19 protein-coding genes are annotated in these 22,315 nt (G+C 45.3%); 3 read left to right on the top strand and 16 right to left on the bottom strand.

Going from position 1 to position 22,315, the window contains the following annotated elements; all coding sequences use genetic code 11:
- The first annotated feature begins 156 nt into the window (after nucleotides 1-156).
- On the top strand, nucleotides 157-2,616 hold the full coding sequence (locus tag FBF61_RS06315; RefSeq protein WP_138476364.1) for a carboxylesterase family protein: 2,460 nt from the start codon (nucleotides 157-159) through the stop codon (nucleotides 2,614-2,616).
- An 85-nt stretch (nucleotides 2,617-2,701) separates the two neighbouring features.
- Here the strand turns inward: FBF61_RS06315 and FBF61_RS06310 are convergent, their stop codons facing one another.
- The 13 genes from FBF61_RS06310 to menB all read right to left on the bottom strand — a co-directional run bounded on the left by FBF61_RS06310 (nucleotide 2,702) and on the right by menB (nucleotide 17,383).
- Nucleotides 2,702-3,526 carry an SDR family oxidoreductase gene (locus FBF61_RS06310; protein WP_138476363.1) on the bottom strand — a complete coding sequence of 275 codons (825 nt, stop codon included), beginning with the start codon at nucleotides 3,524-3,526 and terminating at the stop codon, nucleotides 2,702-2,704.
- A complete protein-coding gene (locus tag FBF61_RS06305; RefSeq protein ID WP_166444437.1) occupies nucleotides 3,523-3,738 on the bottom strand; it encodes a hypothetical protein in 216 nt (71 codons plus the stop codon). The genes FBF61_RS06310 and FBF61_RS06305 overlap by 4 nt, the downstream gene beginning before the upstream one ends.
- Nucleotides 3,739-3,928: 190 nt before the next feature.
- Nucleotides 3,929-5,839 (bottom strand): molecular chaperone DnaK, encoded by a 1,911-nt coding sequence (dnaK, locus tag FBF61_RS06300; RefSeq protein ID WP_138476362.1) that lies wholly within the window; start codon nucleotides 5,837-5,839, stop codon nucleotides 3,929-3,931.
- Nucleotides 5,840-6,007: 168 nt separating this feature from the next.
- Nucleotides 6,008-8,557, bottom strand: coding sequence for a phosphocholine-specific phospholipase C (locus FBF61_RS06295; protein WP_138476361.1), 2,550 nt, complete (start codon nucleotides 8,555-8,557; stop codon nucleotides 6,008-6,010).
- Between the two features lie 172 nt (nucleotides 8,558-8,729).
- A complete protein-coding gene (gene rplT / locus FBF61_RS06290) occupies nucleotides 8,730-9,074 on the bottom strand; it encodes a 50S ribosomal protein L20 (RefSeq protein ID WP_138476360.1) in 345 nt (114 codons plus the stop codon).
- A gap of 103 nt (nucleotides 9,075-9,177) precedes the next feature.
- Nucleotides 9,178-9,372: a 50S ribosomal protein L35 gene (gene rpmI / locus FBF61_RS06285; protein ID WP_138476359.1), complete on the bottom strand. Its 195-nt coding sequence runs from the start codon at nucleotides 9,370-9,372 to the stop codon at nucleotides 9,178-9,180.
- Nucleotides 9,373-9,518: 146 nt separating this feature from the next.
- Nucleotides 9,519-10,073, bottom strand: a complete 555-nt coding sequence (gene infC / locus FBF61_RS06280) for a translation initiation factor IF-3 (RefSeq protein ID WP_138476358.1) — start codon at nucleotides 10,071-10,073, stop codon at nucleotides 9,519-9,521.
- A 113-nt stretch (nucleotides 10,074-10,186) separates the two neighbouring features.
- Complete coding sequence (gene thrS, locus FBF61_RS06275) at nucleotides 10,187-12,130, bottom strand: threonine--tRNA ligase (RefSeq protein ID WP_138476357.1); 1,944 nt, start codon at nucleotides 12,128-12,130, stop codon at nucleotides 10,187-10,189.
- 58 nt (nucleotides 12,131-12,188) lie between these two features.
- Nucleotides 12,189-13,388: a tetratricopeptide repeat protein gene (locus FBF61_RS06270; protein WP_138476356.1), complete on the bottom strand. Its 1,200-nt coding sequence runs from the start codon at nucleotides 13,386-13,388 to the stop codon at nucleotides 12,189-12,191.
- Between the two features lie 67 nt (nucleotides 13,389-13,455).
- On the bottom strand, nucleotides 13,456-14,343 hold the full coding sequence (locus FBF61_RS06265) for a class I SAM-dependent methyltransferase (RefSeq protein WP_138476355.1): 888 nt from the start codon (nucleotides 14,341-14,343) through the stop codon (nucleotides 13,456-13,458).
- A 162-nt stretch (nucleotides 14,344-14,505) separates the two neighbouring features.
- Entirely contained in the window at nucleotides 14,506-16,086 is a 1,581-nt protein-coding gene (locus FBF61_RS06260; RefSeq protein WP_138476354.1) for a hypothetical protein, read from the bottom strand.
- Complete coding sequence (locus FBF61_RS06255) at nucleotides 16,076-16,498, bottom strand: EVE domain-containing protein (protein WP_138476353.1); 423 nt, start codon at nucleotides 16,496-16,498, stop codon at nucleotides 16,076-16,078. Before FBF61_RS06255 ends, FBF61_RS06260 begins: the two co-directional genes overlap by 11 nt.
- 60 nt (nucleotides 16,499-16,558) lie before the next feature.
- Nucleotides 16,559-17,383, bottom strand: coding sequence for a 1,4-dihydroxy-2-naphthoyl-CoA synthase (gene menB, locus FBF61_RS06250; RefSeq protein ID WP_138476352.1), 825 nt, complete (start codon nucleotides 17,381-17,383; stop codon nucleotides 16,559-16,561).
- 141 nt (nucleotides 17,384-17,524) lie between these two features.
- Here menB and FBF61_RS06245 point away from each other — a divergent pair, with 141 nt between their 5' ends.
- Both FBF61_RS06245 and FBF61_RS06240 read left to right on the top strand, forming a co-directional pair.
- Entirely contained in the window at nucleotides 17,525-18,601 is a 1,077-nt protein-coding gene (locus FBF61_RS06245) for an AMP-binding protein (RefSeq protein WP_138476351.1), read from the top strand.
- Nucleotides 18,594-19,367, top strand: coding sequence for a hypothetical protein (locus FBF61_RS06240; protein ID WP_138476350.1), 774 nt, complete (start codon nucleotides 18,594-18,596; stop codon nucleotides 19,365-19,367). Before FBF61_RS06245 ends, FBF61_RS06240 begins: the two co-directional genes overlap by 8 nt.
- Before the next feature lie 21 nt (nucleotides 19,368-19,388).
- Here the strand turns inward: FBF61_RS06240 and FBF61_RS06235 are convergent, their stop codons facing one another.
- The 3 genes from FBF61_RS06235 to FBF61_RS06225 form a co-directional block, all read right to left on the bottom strand.
- On the bottom strand, nucleotides 19,389-20,423 hold the full coding sequence (locus FBF61_RS06235) for a helix-turn-helix transcriptional regulator (RefSeq protein ID WP_138476349.1): 1,035 nt from the start codon (nucleotides 20,421-20,423) through the stop codon (nucleotides 19,389-19,391).
- Between the two features lie 251 nt (nucleotides 20,424-20,674).
- Nucleotides 20,675-21,556 carry a bifunctional 5,10-methylenetetrahydrofolate dehydrogenase/5,10-methenyltetrahydrofolate cyclohydrolase gene (locus FBF61_RS06230; protein ID WP_138476348.1) on the bottom strand — a complete coding sequence of 294 codons (882 nt, stop codon included), beginning with the start codon at nucleotides 21,554-21,556 and terminating at the stop codon, nucleotides 20,675-20,677.
- 54 nt (nucleotides 21,557-21,610) lie between these two features.
- Nucleotides 21,611-22,300, bottom strand: a complete 690-nt coding sequence (locus FBF61_RS06225) for an SIR2 family NAD-dependent protein deacylase (protein ID WP_138476347.1) — start codon at nucleotides 22,298-22,300, stop codon at nucleotides 21,611-21,613.
- Between the last annotated feature and the right edge of the window lie 15 nt (nucleotides 22,301-22,315).

The raw sequence follows: 22,315 nt of genomic DNA, 5'->3' as shown, positions 1-22,315 counted from the left end.
TTTTTGAACAACCCGATTGGAGGGAATACCAATTTGAGAGGAAAAGAAATAAGATTCCCGTCGGCTGTCTGTTATTTTATTAGATTATTAAATATTGTGGTACTAATTTTTAATTTATTTAATTAAGTTTAAAAGTTATAACGCTAACCTTTATTTATGAAGAAAACGCTTTTCACTCTTATTTTTCTAATCTCTTTATGCGCAGCAACAAGAGCGCAGTCGGTCTACTATTTTTCCGAAGGACTTGCTGTTGGGCCCTGTACCCAATATGGTCGCGAGGCTTTGTACACCGATCAGCTCGCTTACCTGCTTTATCAGGGCAAACTGGAAAAGCCTCAGGATGGTAACACGCTCGTTAAAAACGCAAAAGGTGAGGATATCAAATGGCGGAAAGTCGCGGCTGATACATCTCACCGGTTTCGGGGCGACTCATTCTCAAATGGTTATGTGTACCTGACCTATCAGTCATCCAAGGAACAAACTGCTATTCTTACATTGACCGGCCATGATATGGCCTATGTCAATGGTGCCCCGAGGGGTGGGGACATGTACCGTTACGGCTGGATGCATCTGCCCGTAAAATTAAAAAAAGGAACCAATGAAATTTATGCCCGCGTTGCAAGGTTCGGCAGATTTGGAGGAATTACTGCCAGTCTGACGTTTCCGGAAAAACCTGTTTCGCTCAATACAGCGGATCTTACTGTTGCTGATGTTGTTCCGGGATTAAAAAATGATTCGTTGTGGGTTGGTCTGACGATTGTCAATGCAGGATCAAAAACCCTGTCGGGTTTACAAATAAAATCTAGTCTGGCAGGAAAAGAAATTATCACGTCGGTTCCCACCTTACAAGCTATGAGCCTTCGGAAAGTTGGACTGGTAGTTAATGCTGCCGATGTGTTGGCTCCGGGCAAACAGGATGCAACTATTGTTTTGTTGCAGAACGGAAAGATCATTGATCAGACGAAAGTGACCATCGAATCAGTTGCGGAAGGAAAACAGTACCGTCGGACTTTTGTGAGTGAGATGGACGGTAGCGTTCAGTATTATGCGGTTTCACCCCAATATGGTTCGGTTTCGAAAGAAAAACCAGCTTTGTTTTTGTCTGTTCACGGTGCGGAAGTGCAGGCGATTAATCAGGCAAGAGCTTATAAACCAAAGGATTGGGGTGTTGTGGTAGCTCCAACCAATCGCAGGCCGAGAGGTTTCAACTGGGAAGATTGGGGAAGGCTTGATGCACTGGAAGTATTGGCTATTGCTAAGAAACAGTACCAGCCGGATCCGTCGCGTATATATCTTACCGGCCACTCAATGGGCGGTCACGGAACCTGGTTTTTGGGAGCAACTTATCCGGAAAAGTGGGCGGCGATTGCTCCGTCGGCAGGTTATCCGACCTTGTCTTCTTACGGCTCGCACGATGGTGTGATACCAGATAGTGCGGGTTCTCCGATGGAGTCAGTTTTGCTTCGGGCGAGCAATGCCAGCAATGTCCTGGCTCTGACTTCAAATTACAAAAGTCTGGGTGTGTATGTAGCGCATGGCGATGCTGACCGAACCGTACCGGTCACTTTTGCCCGTCAGATGAGAGATATTCTCGGAAAGTTTCACCGGGATTTCAGTTATTACGAACACATTGGTGGTGAGCACTGGTATGGGGACATCAGCGTTGACTGGCCGCCACTCTTCAATTTTTTCAGCTGGCATAGCATTCCAGCAGACACTGCGGTTAGTGCAATTGATTTTAAAACCGCTAATCCCGGAATTTCAGGTAAGATGCGATGGGCAACTATTCATCAGCAGATTTCGGGCTTGAATTATAGTCGGTTGCAATTGTCAATGAATAAAAAAGACAAAAGCTTCTCTGGTGCTATGGAAAACGTGGCTTTACTTTCTCTGGATTTGGCGGCATTTGAAAAAGGCACATCCGTAAAAATATCATTTGATGGCTCACCAGCAGTTACTTACGAGGTCAAAGAAAATAATGAGACTATTTATTTAAAGAAAGAAGCCAATTGGCAATTAACTGTGGCACCCGCCCCTACTCAGAAAGGTATTCACAGAAATGGAACGTTTAAAGACGGTTTTCGCCATCGGATGGTTTTTGTTTATGCAACCGGTGGTAACAAAGACGAGGCTGGCTGGGCATTGGAAAAGGCAAAATACGATGCTGAGACTTGGTACTATCGTGGAAATGGCGCTGTGGACATCATTTCTGACAAAGATTTCCGGCCTGAGAATTACGCAGACAGGAGCGTAGTGTTATATGGTAACAAATACTCAAATCTCGCGTGGGATAAATTGCTTGCCGCATGCCCGGTAACTGTGGAGAATGGGAAAATTTCCATAGGGGAGAAACAATTTGTGGGAGATGACCTCGCAGCTTATTTCGTCTGGCCCAGGCAGGATAGCGACGTAGCTTCGGTCGCTGTAATATCCGGCACTGGCAAGAAGGGATTTTTGGCAGCTAATGCCAATCAATATTTCAGCGGCGGAAGCGGTTTTCCGGATCTGATGATTTTTTCACTTGATATGTTGAAGAACGGAATTAAGGAAGTGAAGATGGCGGGTTTCTTCGGAAATGACTGGTCAGTGGAAAAAGGTGAATTTGTCACAAATTAATCTCTCATATAAAAGTTATGAAAAAGGACATCGGGAAAATCGCCCGGTGTCCTTTTTTTATTTATTGATGAAGTGAAATTAAAGGTTAGCCATTATCGGCAAATTCCGGGTAAAGTGTCATACCGCCATCGATATACAGCGTTTCTCCATTTACGTAATCTGAATCATCGGAGGCAAGCCAGGCTACAGCTTTCGCCACGTCTTGCGGAGTCCCGATTCTTTTGTAAGGTATCAGTTGCAGTAGATCTTTATATTTTTCGGGATCAGACCAAACCTCTTTGTTGATCGGCGTTTTAATAGCGCCCGGGCTTACAGAATTTACGCGAATCTTATGCGGGGCCAATTCCTGAGATATGGATTTCATGAACATCATGATCCCACCTTTCGATGCAGCGTAATTTACGTGCCCTGCCCAGGGAATTACATCATGCACTGAGCTCATTAGAATAATCTTGCCTACTGCAAGTTCGCTATGCTGAGGTTCCTCCACATTTTCTTCCTGCAACACAAATTGCCTCGCAGCTTCCCGGCAGCACAAAAACTGACCTGTCAAATTTACGTCAATAACTTTTTGCCATTGCTGCAACGTCATTTCCAGAAACGGAGCGTCTTTTTGCAAACCTGCATTACTGACGAGGATATCCAGCCGTCCGAAATGACTGATTGTCTGGTTGAACAAAGCTTTCACCTCTTCTTCATGGCTTACATCGGCTTGAACCAGAATTGCCTCTCCGCCAGCAGCCAGAATTTCATCCAGCGTCTTCTTCCCTTCTTCTTCATTCGAGCTGTAGTTGACAACAACCTTAGCGCCCAAACTTGCTAGATGAACTGCACATGCCTTTCCGATTCCGGAACTAGATCCCGTGACGATAGCTACCTGATTTTTGAATTTCAGAATCGGATCAGTCATATGATTTCTTTTTCGATGGATCTTAATTTTTTCCAAACTGCGCGGTTGACATTTTTAACTGCCCAGTTTTTGGCAATCAGAATTGCTTTGGAAACCGCCTCACGAGGAGAAATATTATTTGTTCTTAACAGGTCCTGCGCAATGATAACTGCCTTTTCGCGCGTAGTAGGAGATAAATACATCAACTCTGGTAATGCGATTATTCTGTCCATATTCAGTGGGAATTTTTAGTTATAATAGTTGACTGGAATTGACGATAATACGGTTAATACATAAAATTTGATGCCAGTAAGCAGGCGCGATTCATATTTGTAATACAAGAACCATAATACCCACTTTGGAAAAATTGCGTGTAAAAAAAATCCCCATCTGGTTAAGGACGGGGATTTTTAAGGAGTTGACTTACTTAACTTCTTCGAAATTAACGTCGGTCACATCGTCGGTTGCCCCATTGTTATCGGCTGCGCCTGGATTTCCTTGCGGACCTGCTCCTGGTCCAGGTTGGCCTTCACCACCCTGAGCGTACATTTCCTGGGAAGCAGCCTGCCATGCAGCATTGAGCTTTTCCATTGCAGCATCGATTCCGGCAACATCCTGGCTTTGATGAGCTGTTCTCAATTCAGCAAGTGCACCTTCGATGGCTGTTTTATTTCCTTCCGAAAGTTTGTCTCCGAATTCTTTCAGCTGTTTGTCAGTTGAGAATATCAGACTGTCTGCTGCGTTTATTTTTTCAACTTTTTCGCGTTCCGCTTTGTCAGCCGCTTCGTTGGCTTTTGCCTCTTCACGCATCCGGTTGATTTCAGCATCTGTCAATCCGCTTGAAGCTTCAATACGGATTTTCTGTTCTTTACCTGTACCTTTATCTTTGGCCGAAACATGAAGGATACCGTTTGCATCTACATCAAAGGTTACCTCGATTTGCGGGGTACCACGTTGTGCCGGCGGAATATCCGACAAGTGGAAACGGCCCAAAGTACGGTTTTGATTGGCCATCGGCCTTTCTCCCTGAAGAACGTGGATTTCAACAGAAGGCTGATTGTCAGCAGCTGTCGAGAATACCTCTGTCTTTTTGGACGGAATCGTCGTATTGGATTCGATCAGCTTGGTAGCAACACCGCCCAAAGTTTCAATTCCCAATGACAAAGGAATCACGTCAAGAAGCAATACATCTTTCACTTCACCTGTCAGTACACCACCTTGTATCGCTGCTCCAACTGCAACCGCTTCGTCAGGGTTAACGTTTTTGGAAGGTTTTTTACCGAAGAATTTTTCAACTTCTTCCTGTACCCTCGGAATACGTGTAGACCCACCTACCAGGATTACCTCATTGATATCACTGTTTGAATAACCTGCATTTTTCATCGCACGCTTGCAAGGCTCCATCATTCTCTGGAATAACGAATCAGCAAGTTGCTCGAATTTGGATCTGGTCAATGTGCGAACCAAGTGTTTGGGAATTCCATCGACCGGGAATATATAAGGAAGATTGATCTCCGTCTGTGTAGAGCTCGACAATTCAACCTTTGCCTTTTCAGCAGCTTCTTTCAGACGTTGCAAAGCCATAGGATCTTTTTTCAGATCAACAGCCTCGTCTTTTTGAAATTCGTCAGCAAGCCAGTTAATGATCACCTGGTCAAAATCGTCACCACCCAGGTGGGTATCACCGTCGGTAGATTTTACTTCGAAAACACCGTCTCCCAATTCAAGGATAGATACGTCGAAAGTACCACCGCCCAAATCGAAAACAGCAATTTTCATGTCAATATGCTGCTTATCAAGGCCGTAAGCCAAAGCGGCGGCAGTTGGTTCGTTGATGATACGTTTTACATCAAGACCTGCAATCTGGCCAGCTTCTTTCGTTGCCTGGCGTTCTGCGTCATTAAAGTAAGCCGGCACTGTAATAACGGCTTCTGTAACTTCCTGTCCAAGATAATCCTCCGCAGTTTGTCTCATTTTCTGAAGAATGAAGGCGGAAACTTCCTGTGGTGTATATAGCCTGTCGCCGATAGGGATACGAGGCGTATTGTTAGGACCTTTTTCTACGCTGTATGCAACAGTTTTCATTTCGCTGCTGACATCGTCGTATTTTTTTCCCATAAATCGTTTTATGGAACTGATAGTATGCTTGGGATTGGTAATCGCCTGACGTTTGGCTGGAGCACCAATTTTACGTTCTCCATTGTCCATAAATGCAACCACAGACGGAGTCGTACGAGCGCCTTCGCTGTTTGCAATTACAACCGGCTCGTTACCCTCCATGACAGCCACGCAGGAGTTCGTAGTTCCCAAGTCTATGCCAATAATTTTTCCCATTGTTCTATATTAAAGTTAAGTATAATTAAGATTCTTTTTCATGGCCGGTCAGCTTTGAAACCTCAGCCGTTTTGAGGTTTACTAAAAACCCCGTACCAGAATCTTTCGGATAAAATGGGAGTGACAAAGTGTCAGGCCCCGGATGGAGCCCGACGAGGGTAATAACCGCTAGCTGATCATCTGGCCCATAAAAGGATCACTCTGGGTTTCCAGGCCAGTTTCTACATGTCCGGCATGTCGTATTACAAAATCCGGTTCTCCTTCCAGAATTACCGAGAAATCATACCAGTTAAAGGTTTTGGAAGCATTGATGGTGACCACTTTTCCTTTCGTAACACCTCTTTGGTATTTAGGGATTGTTATGGTTTGATTTTCAGCTCCGTACGCATTATCCTTAACGGTTATTCTCACCTCCTTTGAAGGGCTTCCGTTGCTGATATCCAGCAGAATATTCCCCGTAAGCTTTTTGTTCTTATCGTATTCGAGTCTGGGCTCAACAGTCACGAATGAATTGTTGTGGTTACCGGCATATTCGCGGAAAAAACCGTTAGGACCGTAAACACGCAGATGGTACATTTCATTCTCAAAATCCGAAGGATTCCAGACACAATTGATCGAATCTCCGGCTCTGACCGCGTAGTTCCAGACCTTAACTTCTTCATTTTTATATTTTCCCGGCGCATAAATGATGAAAGGCGCACCGGCAGCTTTGTCGCGAAATATGTCATTTCCGGCTTTTAATTTGATCTGAAATGCTTTTTTGTCAGAGTTGTAAAATCCGTTTGCTTGCAGTTCGTAGGGGATAGGGCAGGCAGTTCGTGTCCCTTTTTCCTGATTTGGCATGATCGGTGAGGACGCAGGATTTTCATTAATCTGCTTGATTTCATTTTCAGTCAGTGCCTTGTACCCGTTTGGAAGCGCTTTGAACTTCGCATTATAAATGCTTTCCATGAACTCAGATCTTTCTACAAAAACGGGTAACGGAATTTGCTGCCCATCGTAAGGTGCAAAAGTTGAGCTCAGATCTCCGCAGATCGTACGTCTCCACTCACTGATGTTTGTTTCTTTAATTTGTTTACCGGATTTGTGGCTGACAAATTTTTCAAGGAACTGAAGAATGGAAGTGTGGTCAAATACTTCGGAGCATACCTTGCCGCCACGGTTCCAGGGTGAAGCTACAACCAGCGGTACCCGGAAACCAAGGCCAATCGGGCTTTCCCGGCTTTCTTTTTTAGCCTTTTTGGTCATATCCTGCTCCAGTGTCACAAATTCCGTTTTGCAGTCGATACCTTCTGAAACCGCCCCGGAATCCTGTACATAAGGATTAGGGACTACATAGGGAGGTACATGGTCAAAATACCCGTCATTTTCATCGTAGCATAAAATGAAAATGGTTTTTTTCCACACCTCAGGATCGGATGTAAGGATGTCCATGACTTCTGAAACATACCAAGCGCCATACCATGGCGAAGTCGGGTGATCGGAGAAGTTCTCCGGTGCTACGAGCCAGGATACGGTCGGTAGCTTCCCGGTTTTTACATCGGATCTGAACTGATGTAAAACATCACCCTGCGGTGCTTTTGCCTCATGTTCGATATCGCCATCCATGTATTTCACGGTGGTGATTTTCCGGTAATCAGGGTCATTCACATTGGTGGTGAATGCTTTTTGATGCAGGTTTTTGGCGCGTTGAGATAGTTTTTCAAACTTTTCAGCACTCCATCTTTCCGTTTCTTCTTTGGCCAGCGTTAGTGAAGACTGTTTTGCTTTAAGCGCTTTTTCCAATGCTCCTGCCTCTTTTCCATCTTTTGGAAGGGACGCCAGCTTTTTCTGTGTTTCTTCAATCTCGCCGGGCAATTCCGCCAGAAGCGCTTTTAGATGTTTTTGGTAACCAGTATGAAAACGGACCTGATATTGCGTGAACCATTCTATCGGGCTATCTGTGAAGTTGGCAAGCCAGGAATCTTCCTCTCCCTTAAACCCGGTGTCGATGCTCAATTCATTCTGATAAATTCTCCAAGAAATATTGTTGTCTTCCAGGCGTTCCGGGAACGTTGTCCAGGATGCTTCCCTATCGTCGGTGACATTTTCATTTCTAACATTTGCGTAATGGCTGGGTTCCGGTTTTTCCCGGATCGTTCCCGACCAGAGATAAAGGCGGTTAGGGGTGGTTCCGGTTAGCGACGAACAAAAGTTCTGGTCACAGACCGTGAAAGCGTCTGCAAGAGCGTAGTAAAATGGAATATCTTCTCTATTATAGAAGCCCTGGGTAAGGGGCATTTTAGCGTAATCCTTATGCCCGGCCTGCTTTGCTATCAACCATTTGTCATATTTTCCTCCATTTCTGGCATCCACCTGGTTGGGCCATGAATGCGGGAGAGAGCCCATCCAGGTAGCGTTGGACTCCTTCATATTCAGACGAAAAGGTACGTATGTTTCTCCAGATGCATTGGTTTGCATCCAGACAAGATTCTTGTTTGGCAGCGTAATGGCCCGAGGATCATTGAAACCGCGTACGCCTCGTAAAGTTCCGTAGCTGTGGTCAAACGAGCGGTTTTCCTGCATGAGTATCACTACATGTTCGGCATCGAGGTAAGTACTTCCTTTTTTGGGATCAATGGCAAGCGCTCTTTGAATGGAGGAGGGCAGCGCGCTGAACAATCCGGCTGCACCGGTAAGCATCGTAGCTTTTTTAATAAATTCTCTTCTTGAATCCATGGTGAGAAATGGGTTTTGATTCCTTGTCAGTATTACCTGACCATTTCGCTAAAGTACCATCCTTTCCGAATTATGAAGAATTAATTTATTGTAAACAAATACTAAACCTGTGAAGCCGGGCTGATATAAAATGGAGGGAAAAAAAAATCCCGCCGGAGGGCGGGATGCTGTTTTATTTTACCTGATCAACGATTGCTTTGAAAGCATCCGGGTGATTCATCGCCAGGTCAGCGAGAACTTTCCGATTCAGCTCAATGCCTTTTGCACTTAACTTACCGATAAGCGCTGAATAAGATAATCCGTGTTCCCTTGCACCGGCATTGATCCGTTGGATCCACAATGCGCGGAAATTACGTTTCTTTTGTTTACGTCCTTTGTACGCATAAGCCAAACCGCGTTCTACTGCGTTTTTAGCAACTGTCCATACATTCTTGCGACGGCCGAAATAGCCTTTCGCCAATTTTAATACTTTTTTACGTCTTGCACGCGACGCAACGTGGTTCACTGAACGTGGCATAATCTAACTGTTTTTGATAGTCGGCGCTCTGTTGAGACTTTAAATGCCTTCCATCGGGTTGAACAAAAAACCAGAATGGTATTGTAATAATTGGTTGAAGGGATTATTTTCCCAACATTGCCAGAACTTGCTTTTCGTTAGAAACATCGATCAGACCAGTCTTAACCAAACCGCGTTTACGCTTATTTGATTTTTTGGTCAGGATGTGGCTGTGAAAAGCATGTTTGCGTTTGATTTTTCCGGTGCCGGTAAGCGAAAAACGCTTTTTAGCACCAGAGTTTGTTTTCATTTTAGGCATAATTCAAAAAATAATAGTTGATAAAATATAAAACAGCGCGCAAAATTAGCCATAATGTTTCTAAAAAGAAAATCGCGTCTCCGGCATTTGCCAAAAACGCGATCACATGTATGTATTAAACAGCCTTTCAAGTGAAAGGCCGAGTATTATTTACTTTTAGCAGGTGCAGGGGCCAGTATAATAGTCATCCTTTTTCCCTCGAGTTTCGGTTCCATTTCAAGCTTCCCATAGTCGGAAAGTGCTTCCGAGAACTTCTTGAGCAAATTCACACCCCTTTCTTTAAAGACGATCGTGCGGCCCACAAAATGAACATAAGCTTTCACTTTCGAGCCTTCTTTAAGGAAGTTGATGGCATGCTTCAACTTAAAATCGAAATCATGGTCATCCGTATTAGGGCCGAATCTGATCTCTTTAATCACCACTTTCTGGGCTTTGGCCTTAATCTCTTTCTGCTTTTTTTTCTGTTCGTATTTGAATTTTGAATAATCCACTACTTTACAAACAGGAGGAACTGCCGTAGGGGCAATTTCAACAAGATCAAGGCTTTGTGCCTTGGCCATAGCGCGTGCGGTATTGATATCAACTATGCCTGGCTCTATGTTTTCTCCAACCAGACGTACTTCTTTTGCTGTAATTCGTTCGTTAATTTTATAAGGTTCTTCAGGAACTCTTAACCTTCCACTTGGGGGTCTTAATGCCATATAACTTGGGATTGGTGTTTTTTTGGGTTTTTGGTGAAAATCAAAAAAGTTAACATTGTTGTGACAAAAATAGTGCCTTGTTGCTGGAATAATAGTAAAAAGTTGTAAAAAGATCAAATAATACTGGCTTCTTTCTTAAAAAAGCTCGTAAATTCTTCAACAGTCATACTTCCCAGGTCACCTTCGCCTTTTCTGCGCACTGACAATTTGCCTTCTGCCATTTCTTTTTCACCTACAATTAACATAAACGGTACCTTGGTAACTTCTGCATCACGGATTTTTCTTCCGATTTTTTCGTCGCGGTGATCTACAAAACCTCTGATGTCGTGATCCTGTAACTGGAAGAATACGTCTTCAGCATAGTCTGCAAATTTTTCGGAAATCGGTAAGATTGCAATCTGGTCCGGAGAGAGCCATAATGGAAACTGTCCGGCAGTGTTTTCGATCAAAATAGCGATGAACCTTTCCATCGACCCGAAAGGCGCACGGTGGATCATCACCGGCAGATGCTTCTGATTGTCAGAGCCGGTATATTCCAGACCGAAACGTTTCGGCATCTGGTAATCCACCTGAATTGTACCCAGCTGCCATTTTCTGCCCAAAGCATCACGCACCATAAAGTCAAGTTTAGGGCCGTAAAACGCTGCCTCACCCAGTTCGGTCACGGTATTCAGGCCACGCTCCGCAGCTGCTTCGATAATCGCATTTTCAGCGCGTTCCCAATCTTCGTCTTTTCCGATATACTTCACTTTGTCATTAGGGTCGCGCAGTGATATTTGCGCGCTGTAATCCTCGAATCCAAGCGATTTGAAGACATATAATACCAGGTCGATCACGCGGATAAATTCTTCCTTCACCTGATCGGGACGGCAGAAAATGTGCGCATCGTCCTGCGTAAAGCCACGCACACGTGTCAGGCCGTGCAGCTCGCCGCTTTGCTCATACCGGTAAACTGTTCCGAACTCCGAAAACCGCAAAGGCAGGTCTTTATAGGAGCGGGGAGAGGTTTTATAAATCTCGCAATGGTGCGGGCAGTTCATCGGTTTCAGCAGATATTCTTCTCCCGGATTCGGGGTTTTAATAGGCTGAAAAGAGTCTTTTCCGTATTTTTCCCAGTGCCCCGAAGTTACATACAATTCCTTGCTTCCAATGTTGGGGGTAATCACAGGAAGATAACCTGCACGTGACTGTGCCTTGCTAAGGAAAGATTGAAGCCTTTCACGGAGCATTGCGCCCTTTGGCAGCCAGAGTGGCAATCCCTGTCCTACCTTTTCAGAAAAAGCGAACAATTCAAGTTCCTTCCCTAACCTGCGGTGGTCGCGTTTTTTTGCTTCCTCCATCAACGTCACATACTCTTCCAGCTCTTTTTGTTTTGGAAAAGTAATACCATAGATGCGGGTGAGCATTTTGTTTTCCTGCTTGTTCCGCCAGTATGCGCCACCGATGTTGGTCAGTTTAACGGCTTTGATAAACCCGGTATTGGGAATATGCGGGCCGCGGCACAAGTCTGTAAAACCACCTTGTTCGTATAAAGTAATAGATCCGTCTTCCAGGCCATCGATGAGTTCCAGTTTATATTCGTCCCCTTTTTGGGTAAAGAACTCAATCGCCTCGGCCTTGCTAATCGGTTTTCTAACGTATTCGTTTTTCTGGCGGGCCAATTCCAGCATTTTCGCCTCTATTTTTGGAAAGTCGTCCTGTGACAGGGATTTGTCGCCCAAATCAACATCATAGTAAAAGCCCTTTTCCAAAGCAGGCCCCGTACCAAATTTCACGCCCGGATACAGCGCTTCCAACGCCTCCGCCAGCAAGTGGGCAGAGGAATGCCAGAAGGTTGCTTTTCCATCGTCATCATTCCAGGTAAGCAGTTTTACCAGCGAATCCGTCGTTATTTCGCGGGTAGGATCCCAGATTTCATTGTTTACTTTGGCGGCTATCACATTGCGTGCAAGCCCTTCACTGATGCTAAGCGCGATACCAAGGGCAGTGATTCCTTTTGGATAGAATCGTTCACTACCATCGGGCAGGGTAATTTTTACTTGAGACTCGTCTTCCATTCAAAAAATATTCTATGATCGTTATTAGTGCCTTATTCGAAGATGGCTAGCTACAAAGCTATTGAATTTTAGCTTTTCGCGCAGAATCCACCCGGATATTTGTGGTTCCCCTTGGCTGGATGGGGCTGATTCGGACCCGGGTAGTGTCGAGAAGCCTGCTGTCCGTTTCATCGCCCTGGTCTGTATTGTAGTTGGAATAGAGGCTGGCCGTTTCTCTTTGCCTGATCCTGTACAGACCATATCGGGCGTCCTGATCGCCAGGGCTGAGTGCGAGTGCTGTCCCGTAATATTCTTTAGCCCTGGGGTAGTCGCCAGTTTTTTCATAGCAAAAACCCATCATATTGTTGATTTGCTTCGAATTGCGGCGGATTTTCATCAGCTTTTCCAAAGCAGGGATTGCCTGTTGATATTTGGTCAGGCGTATGCCCAGATCGGCTATCTGAAAAAGGGCTTCCTCGTAAGACGGATTAATTTGAGCCGCTTTCTGATAGCTTGTGATTGCCGTATCCGGTTTTGCCAGCGCCACAAAAATCTCACCCTGCTGAAAATAAAGATTTGCGATATCGGGAAATCTTTTGATAGCGCTGGAATTGATAAATAGGGCGCGATCAAGATTTTTAAGCTTACGGTTGATAACTGTACTTTGTTCATAAGCCCTCAAAAGTCTTGGATTGGCATTTATCGCAAAATTAAGGCTGGATAGTGCTGCGAGGGAATCGCCTTGCCTGGCTTGTAAAATCCCTTTTACATAATAGGCAGAAGCATCATAGGGAGCCATTTTGAGAGCCTGGTTGAGATAACTGGCAGCTTCATTAAAACGGTTTTTGGCCTGAAGGATATCTGCCAGCAGGATATAGAGTTCCGGGCTGCTCTGCTGCAAGGCTTCCGCACGCTGGGCATCTTCAAGTGCATCGTCTATTTTACCGAGTTCCCGGTTTACCTTGCCGCGAAGAAGAAAATATTCGCTGACATTATCCTGCTCATAAATTGACTCGTTGATATCGTCCAGGGCCTGAGGATATTGTTCCCTTTCCAAGTAAATACGTGCCCTTTTGAAATAATTTACATCTGAATCGACGCCACGGTTGATGAGGTCGGTGAGATGAAGCATAGCATCTTTTTGCCATTGTTCCCGTGACTTTTTAATTACCGGCGGTATGCGGGTGGCATTCCTTGCGTCACTCTGGCATGACTGTAAGAGCCCGGTCAGGGCGGCCAGGAAAAGTATGAAAAAGTATTTTTCAGGTGTTTGCTTCATGTAACCAGCCGGGGCCATTTTAGATATGCTCCGGCTACAATACAAAATTGGATAAACTAAACGTATTTTAAACATTTTGATCCGAAAATCGGGAAAAAACCCCAAGCGGCAGGTTTTTGCCAAAAGAATCTGGAATAAAAAGCTCACCGAACTCGTGGTGCTTCTGATCTCCAAAATGTGCCTTGATCAGGTTTTCGACTATGAGCGCCGAAAAGCCGAGGGAGTACAGATTGATGATAAAAAAGTAGTTTTCCTTTTTCAAAAGCTGGGCACAAAGTCTCAATATTTCATTAAGATTTTCTTCCAGGAGCCATTTTTCACCATCCGGCCCGCGACCATATGCAGGAGGATCCAGAATGATGCCGTTGTACTGGTTTCCGCGACGTACTTCCCGCTGAACGAATTTGAGCGCATCTTCCACAACCCAACGGATGTTATCAAGGCTGCTGAGCTCCATATTTTCTCTCGACCAGCTGATTACCTGTTTTACAGAATCTACATGGGTTACGTCAGCCCCGGCGGCTTTGGCTGCCAGGGACGCAATGCCGGTGTAGGCAAACAAATTAAGGACAGAGGGCTTTTCTTCGGGGATTTGTTTTAGTTTTCGGGTAATGTAGTCCCAGTTCGTGGCTTGTTCGGGAAAAACACCAACGTGTTTAAACGAGGACAAGGCAAGTTTGGCGCGTAAGTGCAGCGCCTGCGTCCTGTATTGAAAAACCCATCTTTCCGGCATGCCGGCTTTGGAAACCCATTGGCCCTTTTCCTGGGAATTTTTATCCCTTTTGAAAACAGCATTGGACTGTTTGTCCCATTCCTGTTCAGACAGAGATTTGTCCCAGATTGCCTGGGGCTCCGGGCGTGAGAGAATATACGGGCCGAATCTTTCGAGCTTTTCGAAACCTCCGGTGTCAATGAGTTGGTAATCTGTATGTTGGTCTGGTGAAAGAAGAATCAATGTCGTGGTGTTTAGTTTGGCGGTCGGCTTTCTGCTGTCAGCTTTCGGTTTTTTTTGATACTTAGTTGAATGTTAACGGATTTTGTGGGTTAATCAGGCGAGTTTGTCAGTTTGTCGTCAGAACATCAAATAGCGGAAAGCTGTCAGCCGACGGACGATCGCCTAAAAAGCAATTTTGCTTAAATAAAACACATTTCGCCTGCCCCGGGTTTGCGGATCTCCTGCGGCATTGATAATGCGTTGTTCGCCCCAGGCCAGGTAAAAGTTGCCATACCAGTAATCAATGTCGTCTGTGCTGGTTTTTCTTACTTTGTCGCCGTCAATATTTGTTTCATTCGGGATTACGCGGTCGCTGTCCACAACTTTGTCCCCTTTGATGATTTTGCTTCGGATAGAACCATTATGGCTGTACACCAGCTTGGAATTTCCGTTTGAGAGATTCTGTACCTTGATCTTCTCTCTCAGTTCCATACTTTTTACGTTATCAAAACTGATGCTGTTGTCCCATAATAGCTTACCGTTTTGGTCTACGTCGGCAATCACTGCGTGCGTGTACGTAAATCCGTCAAATACCTGCTGATTGTACCCGCGTCCGCCGTACATCGGGTTCCACAAATAAGGGTTGTAGAGTCCCATTCCGAAAGGATAACCCATTAATCCCCCATAACCCAGTCCACCCATCATATTAGGGTTTTGATAGCGGTATTCGGGATAAAATACTTCTGCTACAAGCAGAAAGTTATTGTTTCTGGGCACGATGTCGTGTACCAGCAAACGGTAGTTCAGTTTGAGGTCGTCGCCGCTTTCTTTCTTTTTCCTGATCCGCCTTTCCATTTTCTCCTGCTGGCGTTCATTCATGAAATTGAAGAAGTTGTGAAAATCGGTAAAACTGTGGTACCGCGTAAACACGGGCTCATCATTGACGATCTTGCTGATGTAAAGTCCCTGTGATGCCGCGTTACTGCTGCTCTGCATATTCCTGTAACCATAAGTACCGATCACAATTCTGACGGAATCATTCAGTACCTGGAGTCTGCCGCTGAGGAGCGAATATTCATCTTCGGGTGTTACGCTGACCTGGGTATAAAGTTCGCCCGTTTCTTCGTAAGACCGCGCTACAATCTGCGTCTGGCGGCCTTTTTTGACAGCAAAACACACATTTACCAAATGATTTGCGGTATCTACTTCTACGGTCTGGATCGCGTTCGAACCTTTAATGGCAGACGGCAACACCTTGGTTTGGGAAGTAGTAAGCTGGGTATAAATAAGCACCGGCTCATTACGCACCATTCCCGCCATGAAAACCGAATAACCAAGCGTTTTAAAGTCAGTTATTTCGAACCGGTCGAGGGTATTGATGATAAAAGTTTCGACGAAACCAGGTCCGATGTTCACTTTCACAATTTGATACAAAGAGCTGCGGTACTTACTGAACAACAGAAAAACCGCTTTTCCGTCATAAGAAGAAGTGATATAATCCAGGTTGGATTCGATAGGGCCGTCGATGGACCATATCCTGTCAAGATTACTATCGAATTTCTGAACATTGAAAGTCCCGCGGTCAGGTTTGGAAATCAGCAGTACACCTTGTTCTCCAAGCGGGACTGTCTGATATGCAGAGTTATTTCCCGCCAAAGGCAGTTCAATCCTTTTAACCCCCTGTGAAAAACCCGGGAACGAAAACAAGGCCAGCAATAAAAAAGGCCGGGCAATGCGCGATAAGAGACGCAGGTTACGATTCATGGGCCAGTGCGAGAATTACATCAAACTCCTCCGGCCGTACCGGAACGACGGATAGTCTTGAAAGACGAACGAGCGACATATTTTTCAGCCGTTCGTCACTTTTGATCTGAGCGAGTGTTACCGGCTTCGGAAAATGCTCTACCGGCACCAGATTTACCACGACCCATCCTTTTTCATCGGCTTTTTCTTTGGTAGTTGGATCGGGATAGTGCTCCTTCGATACTTTCGCAAGGCCTACCACTTCCTTTCCCTCATTGCTGTGGTAAAAAAGAACGAGGTCATCGACCTTCATTTCCATCAGGTTGTTCCTTGCCTGATAATTGCGGACTCCATCCCACATACCTTCTTTTTCCTTCACCAAATGGTCCCACGAATATTTGAAAGGTTCAGATTTTACAAGCCAGTGATTCATCCGTTTGTATTGTGATTATGGGTACTGTTTAATACTTATTTTTAGATAAACCGAAAGTCGTCAGGGGAATTTTGGGAATTTGCTGAAATCAGGTTTCCTTTTTTCAAGAAAAGATGTTTGTCCTTCTTTCGCCTCTTCGCTCAAATAGTATAAAAGCGTGGCATTTCCAGCCAATTCCTGGATTCCCGCCTGGCCGTCGAGCTCTGCATTGAAGGAGCTTTTTAGCATACGGATCGAAAGCGGACTTTTTTCCTGGATTTTTTTACACCATTCAATAGTTGTAGTTTCCAGATCTTCCAGAGGCACAACTTTATTGACCAGCCCCATCTGCAATGCTTCCTGCGCATCGTACTGGTCGCATAAAAACCATATTTCACGCGCTTTTTTCTGACCTACGACCCGTGCCAGGTAAGATGCACCGAAGCCTCCGTCAAAGCTGCCTACTTTGGGCCCTGTTTGTCCGAAACGCGCATTTTCGGCCGCGATCGACAGGTCGCAGATCACGTGTAGAACATGCCCGCCGCCAATCGCCCAGCCGGCAACCATGGCAATCACAGCCTTAGGAATAGAACGTATCATCCGCTGGAGATCGAGCACATTGAGCCTTGGAACGTGATCGTCGCCGATATAGCCGCCATGGCCGCGCACCGACTGGTCTCCGCCTGAGCAAAAAGCTTTTCCTCCTTCTCCCGTCAGAATGATTACATCGATCCTGGGATCTTCGCGGCAGATATGCATCGCGTCGATCATTTCCGTAACCGTTTGCGGGGTGAAAGCGTTGTGTTTATGCGGGCGATTAATGCTTATTTTTGCAATTCCTTCGTGAAGTAAAAAGAGAATTTCCTCGTATTCTTTAATGGTTTCCCATTGAACTGAATTGGACATAAAAAATCGAAAATCTAAATGAATGACTGATGCAAAGTGTAATTAAAGAGGAAATAGCCACTTCGCAAGAATCTGCGAAATTACAGATTGTTTGGGTTTCATTCAAAAACAAATGAATAACTTTCCACAGCTGCGTACCACATGATTTGGGTTACCAACAAGAATATTTTTTCTTCCCAACCGCGTCCTGAGCACCCTTATTTTGCCAGCGCGTATGATTTTATAGCTTCCTGGCTCGGCGGTCAGGATTCGTTTGTGCTGCATACTTCGGGGTCGACGGGCATACCCAAACCTATTTCTGTGACCAGAAAACAGCTCAGCAGCAGTGCGGCCATGACCGGAAAGGCGCTGGAACTTGGAGAAGGAACCAAAGCACTTGTATGTTTGAACGTGGCCTATATCGCTGGATTGATGATGCTGGTGCGGGGAATGGAATTAGATTGGAAGCTTACCATCGTCGAACCTTCTGCCAATCCGCTATCGGACCGTGGTCTTGACGACAACTTCGATTTCATAGCACTCGTACCAATGCAATTATTTGAAATTCTGAGTAATGAAAAGACAAAGGAGAAGGTGGACAACTTCAACAAAATACTTTTGGGCGGAGCTCCCGTGAGCGTGGCATTGGAACGGAAAGTTGCCGGCCTGAATGCAGCGGTTTATCAAAGCTATGGCATGACGGAGACCGTTTCCCACGTGGCATTGCGCCGTATGAACGGCTGCGAGGGGGAAGGGAATGGATACACAATGTTACCTGGCGTCGATTTTGGCGTGGATGAAAGAGGTTGTTTGTATGTTTCGGGGCCGATGACTGAAGGTGAAATTATTCAGACCAATGATCTTGTTGAAATAACCTCACCAAACACTTTCAGCTGGCTTGGCCGTGCCGATAATGTGATCAATTCCGGCGGGGTGAAAATCATCCTGGACAAAGTGGACGCCGCAATAGCTGAGGTATTATTTAGGTTAAACCAGCTGAACCCGTTTTTTTCATGGTTTGAGGCTGACGAGAAATTGGGGCAAAAATTGATCCTGGTTGTTGAAGGAACACTGTACGGCATCACCGGGGAAACTTTGCTTATGGAAATAAGGAAGCAGTTTTCGGCTTATGAAACTCCAAAACATGTTTACTTTGCAGATCATTTTATAAAAACAGCTACCGATAAAGTCGATAAACGGCGTACGGTACAAGCGCTTTTCAATTTACCCAATGGATAAAAATATTCAGATACCTGGCCGGTACATCATCCGGTTCCAGACCGCACCCGTCGTTCCTGCCCCATTTTCGCATTATTATACCTTGGAGCTTGATATTACTTCCGGCGATAAGCTTGATGTGGATTTCAGCATCACATATACCGATCGGGATGGTATGGACGAGGACGATATTCTGGACGAAGGATTTTCGCCCGACGATGATTATGCATGGAAAGGGGAGTTTCCGGTAATCTGGATCAGTGAATTCCAAAAAATATTTTCTTCTTCAAAAATCATCAGACAACGTGAAGAAAATGAGTATGAGGATTTTATAGAAATTGAGCTGGAAGAGAACAGTAAAAGGGTTACGGTATATCCGGTAGACAAAGAACGCTGGTCTTATTTCCTGGAAGAGATGATGCAGGCTATTTTTGAAACAAGCGGCAGGGAGAAGCCATTTGAGCTGTCATATCTTGAAATAGAGAATGATAACAAAACACTCCTGGAAATGCAGGCGTCCTTTTCTACTAAAACTTTTACTTTCAGCAAAAATAAAAATGCAGCTACCAAACTGGATTGGGGACAGCTTCAAAAAATAATGGATACCGTTTACAAGGCCGAATTTATACCTGACAATGCATCTTCCTCAACGCCAACCAAGAAAGGTAAATACATCACCGCCGGTGACGGACTTTGGTACCAAATGGGTGTTGCGATCGTAGAAACAACCTCGAAAAGCAAAGACCTTCCCCGGATAGAATCGTTGTTCAATACGCTGTCAAAATAAAGGCTTATTGATCCGAAAAAATTATTGTCTGTATTGATTCAGCTCGGCCTGCAATTCATCTACCAACTGGTTGACCCTTTCCAGGGAAGGCTGAGGTTCAGGTAATTGCAGGCTGATAAATGCCTTCACTTCCCATACTTCGATTACATCCTGCAACGGAACTTCCATGTTTGGAATAGCCGCCATATCCGAAGTCAGCAGAAGTATACCGGCTGACTTGACATGGTTAAAGGCATTCCGGTAAATGAATCCCTGATCGCGGAGAACAAACACATATTGCACGCCATCTTTGATATCGTACCAGTTGCGGACAAACGATCCCACCAGCAAAGCATTGGGATAGGCGAAGTCTTCACCACTTTCAAACGCCCTATAGTAGCCTGCCGGCAAATTAGGAAGCTGAAATGACGGCAGACGCGTCAGATATTCCGGGTTTTGTGAATTAAATATATATTCATCCGCCATGCTTTTCGCTACCCATTGAATGACCGGGTAATTGTTAGTTCTTTCCTGGGCAGGTGCTGCCGGCTGGCTGGGTTGGTATTGATTGTTGAAAACAGGCAGCTGGTCGGAGTGCTGGAGGGGCGAGGTTTCCCTTTGTGCTGCATCCGGAGTACTGTGAACTGGCGGCGGCACATCACCGCTCACTGGCTTCAGATTGACCTGCCTCGACACCATTCTGAGCGGCGGTGCTTCCGGCTGATATTTTTCTATGATTTTTGCCAGCGGCTGCGGTTCCGAAAAAGCGGGAATTCTTGCCGGATTGGCAGGTGGAATAGTTCCGGAGTGTGATACCGTCATGGGCCGGCTTGCATTCAGCGGCAGTGACATATCAGGCGTTTCCCTTAATTTTCGGAGATCGTTTTTTAGCAAATTGTCCACGGTAATACCGAAGGCAGCTGCCATATTCTTCAGATTAGTAAGGTTTGGATTAGCTCTGGCTTCTTCATAAGCGCCAAGAAGCGAACGTTTTATAGCAATTTTTCGTGCAAATTGTTCCTGCGTCAGGCCATTAAGCCTTCTCAGATATTTGATATTGTTGCTGACGATACTCATAAGATAGCCTTTCCGTGAAAGTACGTACTAATTGACAAATCTTTTAGTAAAAATTGAATTGAGCAACTTTATTGAAGTGTTTTTTATTTGGAGCGCGGCATTTGATGAAGTCCTTGCAGTCTTCACGAGCGCAGTCGAAGGATTTTTGCAGAGCGCTTGATGCACTTCGACTGTGCGTAGTGTGACAAAGTAATTATTTGATTGATAATGTATTATCCAATAGATACGGTTTTGAGAAACAGGTAAACCGGCTATTGATAGATTTCTTTTTTAGCAGCCTTGAATGTATTGGTTAGCAATCCGCAGATGGTCATGAGTCCTACGCCTCCCGGTACTGGCGTTATATAGCTTGTTTTTGGTGCAACATCATTGAAATTCACGTCTCCCTTTATTGCAAACCCACTTTTTTTAGTACTATCTGCAACCCTTGAAATTCCCACGTCGATTACCACCGCACCTTCTTTTACATAATCAGCAGTCACAAATTCGGGGCGTCCGAGGGCAACGATAAGTATGTCGGCTGTCTGACAGATTTCCTTTAAGTTCTGCGTTTTGCTATGCGTGATTGTCACTGTGCAGTTTCCAGGATATTCGTTGCGCTGCATCAGTATGCTCATCGGAAGGCCGACGATCTGGCTGCGGCCGATCACGACGCAATGTTTTCCGCTTGTTTCGATGTCGGCGCGGATCAACATTTCGAGGATACCAAACGGCGTTGCTGAAATATAAGCAGGGAGCCCCTTGCACATTTTCCCTACATTCACGGGGTGAAAACCATCCACATCTTTGGCTGGATTTACAGCTTCCATGATGGTGTTCTCTGAGATATGCTTCGGCAGAGGCAATTGTACGATAAATCCATCCACATCCGGGTCATTGTTCAATGATTCGACAGCTTCCAAGAGTGCCGCTTCGGTAATGTCCGGTTCAAATTTGAGCAAGGTAGAAGTAAAGCCTATCTCTTCACAGCTGCGTATCTTGGAGGCCACATAAGTTTCGCTGGCGCCGTCGGAGCCAACCAGAATTGCTGCCAAATGCGGTTTTTTGCCACCAGCAGCCGTCCATTGTTCAACTTCGGCTTTTATTTCAGATTTTATTTGGGATGATATAGCTTTCCCGTCAAGTAGTTGCATTCTTGTATGTAATGAAATAAATTATAATGTTAGATATCGGGAAAACGACCGCTTTCAGGCCAGAGCTTCCAGTTTTTGCGCCAGGATTTCCATCCCCAATGTGGCTTTTTCCCGGATGAAAGTCATGTTCGATTTCAGGCTGATTTCAGGTTGTGCGGGATCAATGATGTAAACGGGCTTTGAAGCAGCAACATAGTGAACCAGTCCCGCTGCCGGGTACACAGCGAGAGAAGTGCCGATCACCACGAAGATATCCGCTTTTTCTGTGATATCGACTGCTGTTTCCATCATAGGAACCTCTTCACCAAACCAGACAATATGAGGGCGAAGCTGACTGCCCAGTTCGCACAAATCCCCTGTTTTGAGCTCCCAGGATGTCATTTCGTAAACTAGTCGCGGGTTCTTAGTGCTTCTTGATTTGAAAAGTTCGCCATGCAGGTGGATCACTTTGGATGAGCCTGCGATTTCATGCAGGTTGTCCACGTTCTGGGTGATGATGGTTACGTCATAAGACTTTTCCAGTTCCGCCAAAGCATAATGCGCGGCATTTGGTTTTACGCTGGAAGCTTGCTTGCGGCGCTGGTTGTAGAAGTCGAGCACCAGCTCCTGATTCTTTTTCCAGGCCTCGGGCGTCGCTACATCTTCAATCCTGTGGTTATCCCATAAACCTCCGTTATCCCGAAAAGTACTGATGCCGCTCTCGGCACTGACACCGGCTCCGGAAAGAACTACGAGTTTTTTCATGGTTGCATTTCGGTT

The organism is Dyadobacter bucti, from assembly GCF_005869225.1.
Classification (GTDB): Bacteria; Bacteroidota; Bacteroidia; order Cytophagales; family Spirosomataceae; genus Dyadobacter; species Dyadobacter bucti.
This window is presented reverse-complemented; position numbering and strand designations above follow the sequence as displayed.

Bases quoted from the DNA above. Each gene is read 5' to 3' on its own strand.
- FBF61_RS06315 (WP_138476364.1), top strand. From the start codon at position 157: ATGAAGAAAACGCTTTTCACTCTTATTTTTCTAATCTCTTTATGCGCA.
- FBF61_RS06310 (WP_138476363.1), bottom strand. From the start codon at position 3,526: ATGACTGATCCGATTCTGAAATTCAAAAATCAGGTAGCTATCGTCACG.
- FBF61_RS06305 (WP_166444437.1), bottom strand. From the start codon at position 3,738: ATGGACAGAATAATCGCATTACCAGAGTTGATGTATTTATCTCCTACT.
- dnaK (WP_138476362.1), bottom strand. From the start codon at position 5,839: ATGGGAAAAATTATTGGCATAGACTTGGGAACTACGAACTCCTGCGTG.
- FBF61_RS06295 (WP_138476361.1), bottom strand. From the start codon at position 8,557: ATGGATTCAAGAAGAGAATTTATTAAAAAAGCTACGATGCTTACCGGT.
- rplT (WP_138476360.1), bottom strand. From the start codon at position 9,074: ATGCCACGTTCAGTGAACCACGTTGCGTCGCGTGCAAGACGTAAAAAA.
- rpmI (WP_138476359.1), bottom strand. From the start codon at position 9,372: ATGCCTAAAATGAAAACAAACTCTGGTGCTAAAAAGCGTTTTTCGCTT.
- infC (WP_138476358.1), bottom strand. From the start codon at position 10,073: ATGGCATTAAGACCCCCAAGTGGAAGGTTAAGAGTTCCTGAAGAACCT.
- thrS (WP_138476357.1), bottom strand. From the start codon at position 12,130: ATGGAAGACGAGTCTCAAGTAAAAATTACCCTGCCCGATGGTAGTGAA.
- FBF61_RS06270 (WP_138476356.1), bottom strand. From the start codon at position 13,388: ATGAAGCAAACACCTGAAAAATACTTTTTCATACTTTTCCTGGCCGCC.
- FBF61_RS06260 (WP_138476354.1), bottom strand. From the start codon at position 16,086: ATGAATCGTAACCTGCGTCTCTTATCGCGCATTGCCCGGCCTTTTTTA.
- FBF61_RS06255 (WP_138476353.1), bottom strand. From the start codon at position 16,498: ATGAATCACTGGCTTGTAAAATCTGAACCTTTCAAATATTCGTGGGAC.
- menB (WP_138476352.1), bottom strand. From the start codon at position 17,383: ATGTCCAATTCAGTTCAATGGGAAACCATTAAAGAATACGAGGAAATT.
- FBF61_RS06245 (WP_138476351.1), top strand. From the start codon at position 17,525: ATGATTTGGGTTACCAACAAGAATATTTTTTCTTCCCAACCGCGTCCT.
- FBF61_RS06240 (WP_138476350.1), top strand. From the start codon at position 18,594: ATGGATAAAAATATTCAGATACCTGGCCGGTACATCATCCGGTTCCAG.
- FBF61_RS06235 (WP_138476349.1), bottom strand. From the start codon at position 20,423: ATGAGTATCGTCAGCAACAATATCAAATATCTGAGAAGGCTTAATGGC.
- FBF61_RS06230 (WP_138476348.1), bottom strand. From the start codon at position 21,556: ATGCAACTACTTGACGGGAAAGCTATATCATCCCAAATAAAATCTGAA.
- FBF61_RS06225 (WP_138476347.1), bottom strand. From the start codon at position 22,300: ATGAAAAAACTCGTAGTTCTTTCCGGAGCCGGTGTCAGTGCCGAGAGC.